The sequence below is a fragment of the Mesorhizobium sp. WSM1386 genome (assembly GCF_055901595.1).
On sequence record NZ_CM148373.1, the window covers coordinates 3,776,121 to 3,788,873 of the forward strand.

At 64.6% G+C, this 12,753-nt stretch carries 11 protein-coding genes; 5 read left to right on the forward strand and 6 right to left on the reverse strand.

Annotated elements, in window-relative coordinates:
• The first annotated feature begins 81 nt into the window (after positions 1-81).
• Complete coding sequence (locus tag AC0NIH_RS18550) at positions 82-1,020, forward strand: lysophospholipid acyltransferase family protein (RefSeq protein WP_473460591.1); 939 nt, start codon at positions 82-84, stop codon at positions 1,018-1,020.
• A gap of 2 nt (positions 1,021-1,022) precedes the next feature.
• Here AC0NIH_RS18550 and AC0NIH_RS18555 read toward each other — a convergent pair whose 3' ends face one another.
• Complete coding sequence (locus tag AC0NIH_RS18555; RefSeq protein WP_023763588.1) at positions 1,023-1,985, reverse strand: hypothetical protein; 963 nt, start codon at positions 1,983-1,985, stop codon at positions 1,023-1,025.
• Positions 1,986-2,139: 154 nt separating this feature from the next.
• On the opposite strand from AC0NIH_RS18555, the gene AC0NIH_RS18560 reads away from it, so the two are divergent.
• Both AC0NIH_RS18560 and AC0NIH_RS18565 read left to right on the forward strand, forming a co-directional pair.
• Positions 2,140-2,724: a nitroreductase family protein gene (locus tag AC0NIH_RS18560; RefSeq protein WP_473460588.1), complete on the forward strand. Its 585-nt coding sequence runs from the start codon at positions 2,140-2,142 to the stop codon at positions 2,722-2,724.
• Positions 2,725-3,333, forward strand: a complete 609-nt coding sequence (locus AC0NIH_RS18565) for a flavin reductase family protein (protein ID WP_023763590.1) — start codon at positions 2,725-2,727, stop codon at positions 3,331-3,333. It begins immediately after the preceding gene.
• 19 nt (positions 3,334-3,352) lie between these two features.
• On the opposite strand, the gene AC0NIH_RS18570 is transcribed toward AC0NIH_RS18565, so the two are convergent.
• Positions 3,353-3,664: a hypothetical protein gene (locus AC0NIH_RS18570; RefSeq protein WP_473460586.1), complete on the reverse strand. Its 312-nt coding sequence runs from the start codon at positions 3,662-3,664 to the stop codon at positions 3,353-3,355.
• 213 nt (positions 3,665-3,877) lie between these two features.
• Here AC0NIH_RS18570 and AC0NIH_RS18575 point away from each other — a divergent pair, with 213 nt between their 5' ends.
• On the forward strand, positions 3,878-5,779 hold the full coding sequence (locus tag AC0NIH_RS18575; protein WP_473460584.1) for a CASTOR/POLLUX-related putative ion channel: 1,902 nt from the start codon (positions 3,878-3,880) through the stop codon (positions 5,777-5,779).
• Between the two features lie 30 nt (positions 5,780-5,809).
• Here the strand turns inward: AC0NIH_RS18575 and AC0NIH_RS18580 are convergent, their stop codons facing one another.
• On the reverse strand, positions 5,810-6,691 hold the full coding sequence (locus AC0NIH_RS18580) for an HpcH/HpaI aldolase/citrate lyase family protein (RefSeq protein ID WP_473460582.1): 882 nt from the start codon (positions 6,689-6,691) through the stop codon (positions 5,810-5,812).
• Positions 6,691-7,143 (reverse strand): MaoC family dehydratase, encoded by a 453-nt coding sequence (locus tag AC0NIH_RS18585; RefSeq protein WP_474025011.1) that lies wholly within the window; start codon positions 7,141-7,143, stop codon positions 6,691-6,693. Before AC0NIH_RS18585 ends, AC0NIH_RS18580 begins: the two co-directional genes overlap by 1 nt.
• 151 nt (positions 7,144-7,294) lie before the next feature.
• Between AC0NIH_RS18585 and AC0NIH_RS18590 the strand changes: the two genes are divergently transcribed.
• Entirely contained in the window at positions 7,295-8,419 is a 1,125-nt protein-coding gene (locus tag AC0NIH_RS18590; RefSeq protein WP_473460578.1) for a DUF2336 domain-containing protein, read from the forward strand.
• A 19-nt stretch (positions 8,420-8,438) separates the two neighbouring features.
• On the opposite strand, the gene AC0NIH_RS18595 is transcribed toward AC0NIH_RS18590, so the two are convergent.
• Positions 8,439-10,505 carry an FUSC family protein gene (locus tag AC0NIH_RS18595; protein ID WP_473460576.1) on the reverse strand — a complete coding sequence of 689 codons (2,067 nt, stop codon included), beginning with the start codon at positions 10,503-10,505 and terminating at the stop codon, positions 8,439-8,441.
• 45 nt (positions 10,506-10,550) lie between these two features.
• The gene (parE, locus tag AC0NIH_RS18600; RefSeq protein WP_473460574.1) at positions 10,551-12,608 is read right to left on the reverse strand and encodes a DNA topoisomerase IV subunit B; all 2,058 of its coding nucleotides are present in this window, start codon (positions 12,606-12,608) and stop codon (positions 10,551-10,553) included.
• Positions 12,609-12,753 lie beyond the last annotated feature (145 nt).

The following is a 12,753-nucleotide window of genomic DNA, read 5'->3' on the forward strand; positions in this document are numbered from 1 at the left end:
AACAGCCCTTCCGGTCATGGCGGTGGAGCGATCCACCGCCATTTTCATATCCCTGTCACGGCGACCCTGTAACGAGCCCCCATGCTCAAGCTGAAATTGCGCGAACGGCCCTTTCCCGAGCTTTCCTACGCCAACCCGCGCCAGCCGGCGCTGGCGCGCTGGTTCATTCATTCGGTCGAGGGCCTGTCGGGCCGCGATCGTTTCGCGGCACTCTATGATTTCTGGCGCCGCCAGGTGGTGCCGGGCGGCGAGCGGGTGTTCAGCCGCATGCTGGAACTGATCGACGTCGGTGTGCGGACCGCCGATCAATGGCCGCCGGCGCAATTGCCCGACACACCACTCGTGATCGTCGCCAACCATCCGTTCGGCATCGGCGACGGCATTGCCGTGCTTTCGCTGGCCGAGCAGTTGGGGCGGCCGTTCCGGGTGATGATCCACAAGGATTTGCTCAAGATCCGCGAGATGGAGCCTTATTCGCTGCCGATCGACTTTTCCGAGACCAAGGACGCGCTGAAGAACAACATGGCCGTGCGCCATGAGGCAGTGCGGCTGCTCAGGGAAGGCGTCACCATCGTGGTGTTTCCGGCCGGCGGCGTCGCCACAGCGCCAAAGGGGTTTGGCCGGGCGCGCGACCTGCCGTGGAAGATGTTTCCGGCCCGTCTCGTCCAGGAGGCGAAAGCATCGGTCATTCCCATGCATTTTTCCGGGCAGAACGGCAGGCTGTTCCATCTGGTCAGCGGGCCGATGAACATGGCCGAGCGCGATGGCCGTGTGGCCAAATTCGTCGGCAAGGCGTCGCTGACCTTGCGCACGTCGCTGCTGATCCGCGAGTTCGCACGGCTGTCTGGCAAGGCGATCGAGGTGCGCGTTGGCGATGTGCTGCGCTGGAGCGAGTTGGAGCCTTTGCGCGACCGTAAGCTGCTGCTCGAGCGCCTCTATCGCGGCGTCTTCGACCTGGCGCCGACACAGCCGCGCCGCCGGATACCCTTCCTGCCGACGCGAACAAAGCTAGCAGCCTAAGGCTAATCCGCGCCTTCTTCAGGATCCATCGCCGCGGCTTCAGTGGCGAGAACCTCGATCTCCTGGTTCTGACCGGCGACGACCGTGAAATCCTTCTGGTAGATGCGGTCGCGGTTCTTGGCGATGATGGTGTAGTCGCCCTCGGCAAGCACCATCGAGGCGAAGGCGCCGACGGTCTCCTTGATCGGATCGCCGGATTCGTTGAGCAGCGACCATGAAGTGTCGGCGATTGCCTCGCCGCCCGATTCGCGCACCAGCTTCATCGTGATCTCGGCGGCATGGTGCTCGACGGTGGCCTCGGTCAGCTTGCCGGCCTCGACGCGAATGTCGGAGCGGATGACCGCGTTGACCGCGCCGTAGGTCGAGACGACATGGTAGATGCCGGCGTTAAGCCGCACGACGCTGTTGGGCTCGACGTCGGGGATGATCAGCGCGCGGTCGCCATTGGCCTCCGCCGTGCCCTCGTAGATCGAAAAGCGCAGCTTTTTCGGCGGAATGCGCACGCCGCCGGAGAGAACCGCGTCAAGCTTCAAGCCGCCGGCGTCGAGCACGAGGCTTTCGCGCTTGGCTTCCTTGCCGACCGTGATGCGCTTGGTGGCGCCGGCCCGGCCGTAGGACGCATGGACCAGATAGCTGCCCGGTTCGAGCTGGAAGACGGCGTTGCCGCCATGCGCGGAAGCGACCATCGGCAATTTGCCGTTGACGGCTTCAGGCTTGAAGACGCGCCAGACCAGGCCACGGGTGATGTCGGCGCCTTTGTCGGTCAACTGAGCCGACAGAGTGATGGCGCCACCGCCGCCAAGCGCCAGCGGGGTTTCGCTCTTGGGCGTCGCATAGCTCGAAATTCCGGGAAGTTTCAGGTCGCTGACGCCGTCCTTTTCCTGTGCGGCAGCCATGGTGACCGGCAGCAGGAACAGCGCGGCGCAGAGCCGGACCAGGAAAAGACGCAGTCGCCCCTCAAACATGCCTTGCGTTGAAGCCCATGGCGGTGGCAATTTCAAGGCTTAAGAGTCCGATCCACGACTCTTCAGTCCGGCGCTTGCGCGCCTTTGCCCGAGCCGCCCGACTTCCCGATGGTGCGCTTCAGCTCAAAACCGAGTGTCTAGGAGACTTGCGCCCATGGCGTCGCCGATCATCGACTTCCTGCTCACCCGAAATTCAGCGCCGATTCCGGAGCTCAAGGAGCCAGCGCCGAGCGACGCCGATATCGCAACGATGATCGCTGCCGCCACGCGCGTGCCCGATCATGGCCGGCTCGAACCCTGGCGCTTCATCCTCTACCGCGGCGATGTCCGCATCGAGATCGGCAAGAAGTTGGCCGACCTTGCCGAGCAGCGGGAAGGGCCGTTGCCCGAAGGGCGCCGCAACCAGGAACTGGCGCGATTCTCGCGGGCGCCGCTGGTGATCGGCGTGGTATCGGCGCCGAAGGAGAATCCGAAAATCCCGCAATGGGAGATGTTCCTGTCGGGCGGCATGGCGGCGATGAACCTGATGATTGCGGCCAATGCGCTGGGCTATGGCACCAACATGATCAGCAACTGGTATTCCGATGTCGCGGAGGGCAGGGCGATCCTCGGACTGGCGCCGCAGGAGCGTGTCGTCGGCTTCGTCCACATCGGCTCTTATGCCGGCCCGGCGCCGGAGCGGCCTCGGCCCGATCCCGCAAAGCTCTATGCCGATTACTCAGGGCCTTGGGTGGGCTGAATGTTCTACGAGCCATCGAAGGGGCACGGACTGCCGCACGATCCCTCCAAGGCGATCGTGGCGCCGCGCCCGATCGGCTGGATATCGACGCTGAACAAAGCGGGCGAGATCAATCTCGCGCCATACTCTTTCTTCAATGCGTTTTCGACGCGGCCGTTCATCGTCTGGTTTTCCTCGGAGGGAGAGAAGGACAGCGCCTCCTTCGCTCAGGAAACCGGCGAGTTCGTCGCCAATCTCGTCAGCCGCGATCTCGCGGAGAAAATGAATTACACCTCCGTCAACGCGCCGCGCGGCGTCAACGAGTTCGTCTATGCCGACCTTGCAATGGCGCCTTGCCGTCTTGTCGCGCCGCCGCGCGTGGCAGCAGCACCCGCCGCGCTGGAATGCCGGGTGACGGAAGTCTTTCGGCCACGGGCGCTGGATGGATCGCCGACGAGCGCTGTCGTCGTCGCCGGCGAAGTGGTCGGCGTGCACATCGACGATGCCTTTTTGAAGGACGGACTGTTCGACATCACCAAGGCCGGGAATGTCGCTCGTCTCGGCTACATGGACTATGCCAGCGTCGACGAAGTCTTTTCGATGCGCCGGCCGCGCTGGGGCCAGGAATAAGAGCCTTCCAACTTGGTCGCTACCGCGCCTTGCCGGCATTCGTTCGCCGCCGCACCGTCATGACGGCCCGCACATAACCGGGCTCTCCCATACGAATGCTTCCGTCGGGGAGGCCGAGTATGCGGTCCAGGGCGATCTCGTAGAGCCTGACGCGTTTCTCCAGGGTTTCGATCGCGACATCCATGTCGGCGTCGCTGCCGCCGGCGAATGCCTTGGCGACCACGTCATGCGTGGCCATGCCGAACTGCATGACGATGTCGGCGACCCCCTCCGGATCGAAGGTCCTGAAGGTGCCGTCTTCGACACCTTGCCGGATGATCCTGACCAGCACGGGCGAAAACGACGCGCTGGCGGCCAGATTGATGCGGTCGTAGCGTACAGGCGAAAACGCCTACCACTCGCGGTCCGCCATCGCGGCGGCTTTCTTGGTCGCGAGCGCGCGAAAAGCGATTTCCCTTCATTTGAACACAGGCTAAGAGAACGGCTTCGGCGATGCGTTAGGGGTGGCGCATCGACCTTGGGGATAGTGCGGGGCACCGGCAACATGAAGAAGCGAGACACGCTGGGGACCCGGCTGCGCTACGGGTTCGACAAGAGCATGGCCGCGGGACCGATCGCGCTGATCGGTTGGCTCGCCGTCGTTTCCCTGCTGATCATCATCGCCGCCGCGGCTTTGCTTGCGGTGACCCGCATCGCACCGGAGGGCGGCGAGCCGCTGAACTTTTTCGAAGCGTTCTGGGAATCGCTGATGCGCACACTCGATTCCGGCACGATGGGCGGTGATACCGGCTGGGCTTTCCGTCTCGTCATGCTGGTCGTCACGCTGGCCGGCATCTTTGTCGTGTCGGCCCTCATCGGCGTGCTCAGCGCCGGCGTCGACGGCAAGCTCGATGAATTGCGCAAGGGCCGTTCGCGCGTGCTGGAGGCCGATCACACCATTATCCTCAACTGGTCGCCGTCGATCTTCGACGTCATCTCCGAACTGGTCATTGCCAATGCCAGCCGGCGCCGTCCACGCATCGTCGTCATGGCCAATATGGACAAGGTCGCGATGGAGGACGAAATCGCTGCCAAGGTCGGCAAACTGGGCAACACGCGCATCATCTGCCGCAGCGGCGACCCGACGGATCTCTACGACCTGGCCATCGTCAACCCGCAGACCTCGCGGTCGGTCATCGTGCTGTCGCCGGAGGGCGACGATCCGGATTCGCAGGTCATCAAGACGGTGCTGGCGCTGGTCACCGACCCGAACCGCCGCACCGACCCCTACAACATCGCCGCCGAGATCCGCGATGGCAAGAACGCCGAGGTCGCCCGCGTCGTCGGCGGAACCGAGGTGCAACTCGTGCTGGCCGATCAGCTGATCTCGCGTATCGTCGTGCATTCAAGCCGGCAGTCGGGTCTCAGCGGCGTCTATTCGGAGCTGCTCGATTTCGACGGCTGCGAAATCTACACGACGGGGCAGCCGGAACTTACCGGCAAGACCTTCGGCGAAGCGGTGATGGCGTATGAGCACTGTGCGCTGATCGGCCTTTGCGACCCGCAGGGGCGCGTCGATCTCAACCCGTCGTCGGATCTGGTGATCGGCAAGGACATGCGCGCCATCATCATCGCCGAGGACGATGCCGCGATAAAGCTGGGAGGTACCGGGATCAAGATCGACGCGGCGGCGATCCACGGTCCTCGGCCAATCGAGACGAAGCCGGAGCGCATGCTGATCCTCGGCTGGAACCGGCGCGGTCCGATCATCACCTATGAACTGTCGCGCTACGTCGCGCCTGGTTCGATCCTGACCATCGCCGCCGATGCGCCCGGGCTCGAGCAGGAAGTTGCCGGACTGACGGTCGCCAGCGACAATCTGTCGGTTGAGTGCCGCATCACCGACACCTCGAGCAGCGCAGCATTGGCGAGCCTGGACGTGCCTTCCTACGATCACGTGCTCGTCCTCGGCTACAGCGAAACCATGGCGGCGCAGCCGGCCGACACGCGCACGCTGGTGACGCTGCTGCATCTGCGCAAGATCGCCGATGATGCCGGCCTGCACATCTCCATCGTCAGCGAGATGATCGACGTGCGCAACCGGGAGCTTGCTGCGGTGACCAAGGCCGATGACTTCGTCGTCAGCAACCGGCTGGTCAGCCTGATGTTGGCGCAAGCATCCGAAAACCAACACCTCGCCGCGATCTTCGATGATTTGCTCGATGAGAAGGGCTCCGAAATCTACATGCGCCCGGTCGCGGATTATGTCGCGATCGACCAGCCGCTGACCTTCTGGACGATCGCGGAATCGGCGCGGTTACGCGGCGAGATCGCCATCGGCTACCGGCGCATCCGCACTGGAGATGCCGACCAGCGGGCGCTGGGGGGCGTCATCGTCAACCCACTGAAGTCGGAAGCGCTGACCTATCTGCCGGAAGACCGGATCATCGTGCTGGCGCGAGACTGAGAGCAATTCCAGGAAGAGTGTGAAACGGATTTAAGCGGAAATCCCTGCCGCCCGCGCGCGTGCCAGAAGCCGTTCGGCCAGCCGCAGGTGCGGGCGGTCGAACATCTTGCCGTCGATGCCGACGACGCCGGGATCTCCCGCCGCCGCGAACGCCTCGACGATTGCCCGGGAGTGTTTCACAGCCTCCGTCGACGGCGTGAAGGCAGCGTTGATGACGGGCACCTGATCTGGGTGGATCGCCATCTTGCCGGTGAAACCGTCGCGCTCGGCTTCGGCGCATTCCTCGGCGAAGGCCGCCATGTCGCGAAAATTCGGGAAGACCGTGTCTATAGCTGCGACTTCCGCCGCACTGGCGGCGAGGATGGTCATGGTGCGGGCAAGGCGGAACACATCGCTGTAGCGGCCGCTCTCGTCGCGCGCCGATCGCGCGCCGATCGCCGCCGACAGGTCTTCCGCGCCCCAGGTGAGGCCGACTAGGCGCGCGCTAGCACCGGCATAGGTCGCGGCGGCGAGCACACCGGCAGGGGTTTCGGTGATGATCGGCAGGATCTTTATCGCCCTGTCGGCCAGGCCATTTTCGGCCTCGCGAACCCTGAGCTTTGCCGAGAGCTGCTGCACATCCTGGCCGCTGTTCGACTTGGGCAGCATGATGCCATCCGGCTTCGCCGGCACGAGCGCGGCAAGATCGTCATCCGTCAGCCCGGTCGACAGGTCGTTGACCCTGACATAGATCGCCGAGCTGGTTTGCCCCCGGCGTCCGGCGATGAAGCGTGCCGCGATCGCGCGCGCCGTTGCCTTGTTCTGCGGCGCCACGGAGTCCTCAAGGTCGACGATGACGACATCGGCGCCGGCTCCAAGGCCCTTTTCCAGCTTCCGCTCGGAATCGCCGGGGACGAACAGCAGCGAACGCATCAGGCCGCCTTCTTAAGCATCATCGCTTGCCTGATACATTTGGCGACGAGGTCGCCATGCTGGTTGTAGGCGCGGTGCTCGAATTCGACGATGCCGCGATCGGGCTTCGATTTCGATTCCCGCACCGAGACGACCGTGGTCTCGACGCGGATGGTGTCGCCATGGAACACCGGATGCGGAAACACGGTTTCCTTCATGCCGAGATTGGCGACCGTCGTGCCGACCGTGATGTCGTTGACCGAGATGCCGATCATCAGGCCGAGCGTGAACAGCGAGTTGACCAACGGCTTGCCCCATTCGCTCTTGGCGGCGAAATCGAAGTCGATATGCAGCGGCTGCGGGTTCAATGTCATCACCGAAAACAGCATGTTGTCGCTTTCGGTGATGGTCTTGCGCAGCGTGTGCTGGAAGACGTGGCCGACGACGAACTCCTGGAGATAAAGCCCGGCCATTTTCTGTCTCCTTCGCTGCTGACGGTTGATAAGCGCTGCAAATCGGCCCCGCAAGCCAGTTAATGAACATGGTGAACCGTTCGTAAACCATTTGTTCCTACGGTCATGACCGGGGCCAGAAACCTTCTGGCTAGGGGCGTAAGCAGACGGCATGGTTGTTGTTTCGCATTTCCTGAAGTGGATCTACACGGCCAGGGTGTCCGAGCGCGCCGCCGCGGCAAGCGCGCTGGCCCGTGCCTACATCAATTCCGAATTGCCGTTCGAGGACCGCTGCGCCGCCGAGGCGGCGCTGACGCTGCTGCTCGACGATGCCTCATCGAAAGTGCGGCTGGCGATGGCGGAGGTGCTGTCGATGAGCCATCACGCGCCGCCGCAGATCATCAGCGCACTGGCCTCCGACCAGCCGGAGGTTGCCGGCGTGGTGCTGGCACGCTCGCCGCTGCTCACCGACGCCGACCTGATCAACCGCGTGGCGGCAAGCCAGAAGGCAACGCAGACGCTGATCGCCGATCGGCCGCTGGTCTCGATGGCGCTGTCGGCGGCCATCGCCGAGATCGGCGAGGCGGAAGCCTGCGCGGTGCTGCTGGCCAACAGCGGCGCCGATATCGCGTCGCTCAGTTTCCGCCGCATGGCTGAGCGCCATGGGCATCTGCCCCTGGTGCGCGAGGCGCTGATATCGGATATCCGCTTGCCTGCCGACTGCCGGCACATGCTGCTCATCAAGCTCGGCGAGACATTGAAAACATCGCCGCTGGTCATGGCGCTGATGGGCGCCGCACGTGCTGAACGCGTCATGCGCGACGCTTGCGTCAAGGCCTCGGTGACGCTGATAGAAGGCACGCGCCCGGAAGAGCACGCGGCACTGATCGAGCATTTGCGCCTGCGCGGCGATCTCACGGCGAGCTTCCTCATCCGCACCATCGCGCACGGCAAGGTGGATTTCTTCGGCTCCACGCTGGTCGCGCTCAGCCAGCAATCCGAACAAAGGGTGAGGGCGCTGCTCGCCGGCGGGCATGATGTCGCCCTGCAGGCGCTGTTCCGCAGCGCTGGCCTCGCCGCCGCCACGCATACGATCATCCTGCGGGCGCTGAAAATCTGGCGGGAGGTCGCCAATGGCAAGCGCGTCGCCGGCGTGCAGGAGGTCAGCTGGCTGATGCTCAAGGAATTGGGCGGGCAATCCGCGGACGGCGACCTCGCCACCCTGGTCAAGTCGATCCATCTCAATGCGCTGCGCGAGAACGCGCGCGGCCATGCGCTGGCGATCGCCGCGGCCTGAAGTCGGCACATTTGGCCACTTAGCTTCGATCCCTGGCGAAAAAATCCGGGAAATCCTCCATTGCCGCGGCGATGATGCGCAGTGACGCCGCGATCTGCAGCATGTCGCCGGTGGCGTTTTTCTGGGCGATGGCCGCCGCATAATGGCGGGCGACGGCGATGGTCGCCGTCTGCGGATCGCCTGGGGCGCGGAAGAGCAGTTCGCGTGCCAAGCCTCTCAGGAAGTTGGCGATCGAGAGCGCGGTTTCGGGCGCAATGGCATGGTTTTGGCTCGTAGCGCGCAGCCGCAGGATCTCGAGGCCGACCGTGACGGCGACGACGCCGCCACCCAGAACCGCCTCGCCCTTCCTGCCCGAATTCTGCACCAGCGGCATCAACTGGTTGATGCGGTCATAGGCGAGGCTTTCGAAAGCCGAACGCCTCGGCACACGCTCGTGCAGGCAAAGCCGCGCCAGATCCTCGCGCATGGCGCGCACGATGCGGTTGGCCGCGAGCCACGGATCGGCGGGCAGTACAACGAGGAAGACACCGATCGCCAGCAGGATGCCGACCAGCACCGACGCCGAGCCGGCGAAGAACGGGCCAGGATCGTAGGTCATCGCCTGATGCGGACTGAGGAAGGCGAGGAAGTTGATGGCGAAGGCCGTGGCTACGCCGACATAGCGTGGATTGGCCATGCCCAGCGCCGTCGGCACCAGGATAGGCACGACAAACAGCACGAACCAGCCGAAGCCGGGCAGGGCGGGCAATGCGATCTGGCCGACGAGAAAGGCAAAAGGCAAAGCCAGCAGCGTTCCCTTGAAGAAACCCCAGGACACCTGCACGGGATCGGGGCGGGCAGCAAACAGGCTCGACACGACGGCAACGAGAATGACGGTGCCGGCCGCTTCCGACCATTTCGTCGTCAGCCAGAAGGCCGCGACCAGCAGTGTCGCAAGGGCCGCGCGCACGGCGTTGCGCGCCGCGCCGGGATAGTCGCGGTGTACCACGAGGGCCGGCTGCTGGCTGGCGGGACCTGGGCGACGCGTGACCGGCGCGCGCAAGGCATCGAGCCCGCGCAGCACCTGCTTCAGCGCCTCGGCGAAATCGGCGGCGATGGTGAGGCGGGTGATGGTGCCGAGCTTGTCGTCCTGGTCGGCCGGGGCATCGGGCATCCGCCGGGCCCTGGCCGAGATCGCGTCGAGCCGGGCCACCCAAGGCGCGGTGTCATCCAGCGCGCCGGGTTTGGTCGCCAGTTCGCCGACAAGCAGCTGCAACTCCGAGCGCACCGGAATGAGCGCTGCGTTCTTCGGCGCGGCGTGCGAATGCAGGGCACGCGCGGCCGAGAGTGCCGACAGCAATTGTCCGATGGTGCGCCGCACGGGGTGGGCGCGCGGCGCGAAGCTCGGCGCCTCGAGCCTGGCATAGGCGCGCATCTCGCCAAGTGTCTGGGTGTCGGCGACCAGCTTCCTGTGCAGGCCGGAAAGCGTTGCCGGATCGCCGCCGGAGAACGCACCGCCGGCATAGGTTGCAAGATCGATGATACAGCGCTTCAGCCGCGAGATGATGGCGTCACTGGCCAGCTTGGGCAGGATCAGCCGGCTTGTCAGGCCGGCGCAGACAATGCCGAGCACGATTTCGGCACAACGCGCGACCGCGAGGTCCACGACCAGATGCGGCTGCCCGAAAGCGGGCAGGCCGATGATCATCGCCGTATAGCCGGCAAGTGCCGCACCATAGGCTTCGGGATTGCGCAGCAGCGACGAGACGAAGGTGCAGATGCCGATCCAGACCGCGAGCACCGTCACCAGCACCCAGGGGCCACTGCCGAATGCGGTGGTGATGCCGATCGCCGCGACGCCGCCCACAAGCGTGCCGAGCAGCCGGTAAAAGCCCTTTGCCAGCACCATGCCGGCGACCGGCTGGGCAACGATGAAAACCGTCATCATCGCCCATTGCGGGTGGTCGAGCTTCAGCGCATAGGCGACCAGAAGCGCGATCAGGCCGGCCGACACGGTGCGCAGGGCGAAAATCCAGTCCGAACGCGTCGGCTGCGTCAGCCCGGCCAGATTGGTGTCGAAATAGTCCTTCAGCCGCGCCCAGATCACATGCTGGTCTCCGTACCTGCACGGACAAGGTAGAGCAGTGGGCGGCTAGATATCCAGCACTTCCGCCTCGGCGAATTCGGCACGTTCTTGGATGAAGCGGAAGCGGGCTTCCGGCTTGGTGCCCATCAGCTCATCGACCCTGTCCTTGGTGGCCGAATCGACTTCGTTCACATCGACCCTGAGGAGTGTGCGCTTCCTCGGGTCCATGGTGGTCTCCTTGAGCTGCGCGGCCATCATCTCGCCCAGGCCCTTGAAGCGGCCAAGCTCGACCTTGCCGCGCCCGGTGAATTCGGTGCGCAGCAATTCGTCCTTGTGCGCGTCGTCGCGGGCGTAGGCGACCTTGCCCCCCTGCCTGATCGAGTACAGCGGCGGCACCGCGAGATAGAGGTGTCCACCACGCACCAGCGCCGGCATCTCCTGGTAGAAGAAGGTGATCAGCAGCGAGGCGATGTGGGCGCCGTCGACGTCGGCGTCGGTCATGATGATGACGCGGTCGTAGCGCAGATCCTCGTCGCGGTACTTCGATCGCGTGCCGCAGCCGAGCGCCTGGATCAGGTCCGATATCTGCTGGTTGGCGGCCAGCTTGTCGTTGCCGGCGCTGGCGACGTTGAGGATTTTGCCGCGCAGCGGCAGCACCGCCTGGCTGGCGCGGTCGCGTGCCTGCTTGGCCGAGCCGCCGGCCGAGTCACCTTCGACGATGAAGAGTTCGGCACCGGCGGCGGCGTTCTGGGTGCAGTCGGCCAGCTTGCCTGGCAGGCGCAGCTTGCGCACCGCGCTCTTGCGCGACACTTCCTTTTCCTGGCGCCGGCGCACCCGTTCGTCGGCGCGCGCGATCACCCATTCGAGCAGCTTGGAGGCTTCCTGCGGATTGTCGGCCAGCCAATGGTCGAATGGATCGCGGATCGCGGTCTCGACAATACGAATGGCCTCGATCGTCGCCAGCCTGTCCTTGGTCTGGCCGACGAATTCCGGCTCGCGGATGAACACCGACAGCATGCCCGCCGCCGAAATCATGACGTCTTCCGAGGCGACGATCGAGGCGCGCTTGTTGCCGACGAGCTCGGCATAGGCGCGCAGGCCCCGCGTCAGCACATTGCGGAAACCGGCCTCGTGCGTGCCGCCTTCACCGGTCGGGATGGTGTTGCAGTAAGAATTGACGAAGCCGTCGCCGCCGAACCAGGTCACCGCCCATTCGAGCGAGCCATGGCCGCCTTGCTTGTCGCTCTTACCGGCGAAGATTTCACGCGTCACCTGGAAATCGTCGCCCAGCGATGCCTTGAGATAGTCCTTCAAACCACCGGGAAAATGAAATTCCGCCTTGGCCGGCGTCTGGTCCTTTTCCTTGATCAGCGACGGATCGCAGGTCCAGCGGATCTCGACACCACCGAAAAGATAGGCCTTCGAACGCGTCATGCGGTAAAGCCGCGCCGGCTCGAACGCGGCGCCCTTGCCGAAGATCTGCTCGTCGGGGTGGAAGCGGATCTTGGTGCCGCGCCGGTTGTGGACTTCGCCAAGATGCTCGAGGCCGCTGACCGGGACGCCGCGCGAGAATCTCTGCCGGTAAAGCTGCCGGCCACGCGCGACTTCGACCTCGAGATGGTCCGACAGAGCGTTGACCACGGACACGCCGACGCCGTGCAGGCCGCCTGAGGTCTCGTAGACCTTGGAATCGAACTTGCCGCCCGAATGCAGCGTCGTCATGATCACTTCGAGCGCAGGTTTCTTGAATTTCGGGTGCGGATCGACCGGAATGCCGCGGCCATTGTCGGTGACGGAGAGATAACCGTCGGCCGAAAGCTCGACATCGATGAAAGTGGCGTGGCCGGCGACCGCCTCGTCCATCGAATTGTCGATGACCTCGGCGAACAGATGGTGCATCGCCTTGTCGTCGGTGCCGCCGATATACATGCCCGGCCGGCGCCGCACCGGCTCCAGGCCTTCGAGCACCTCGATGTCGGCGGCGCTGTAGCCCTCCGAACCGTCGCGGCTTGCCGCCGGCCGCTTGGCTGCCGCCTGCACCAGCGGATCCGCCGGGCGCGCGGGTGTGCGAACCGGCTGCGGTTGCTTGTCCAGATCGCCGAAAAGGTCGTTGTTGTCGTCCATGCCTGCCATAGGTCCGGTGCTGCGAATCACCTGCCGATACTGCCACGCTTTTCAGCGCCAAGCGACGGAGGTTCCTGTTACGTTCGGGGGTCCGGCCCGTCTTATCCTAAAACCATTCGATAACCAAGCGGGCGGAAATAGGTCG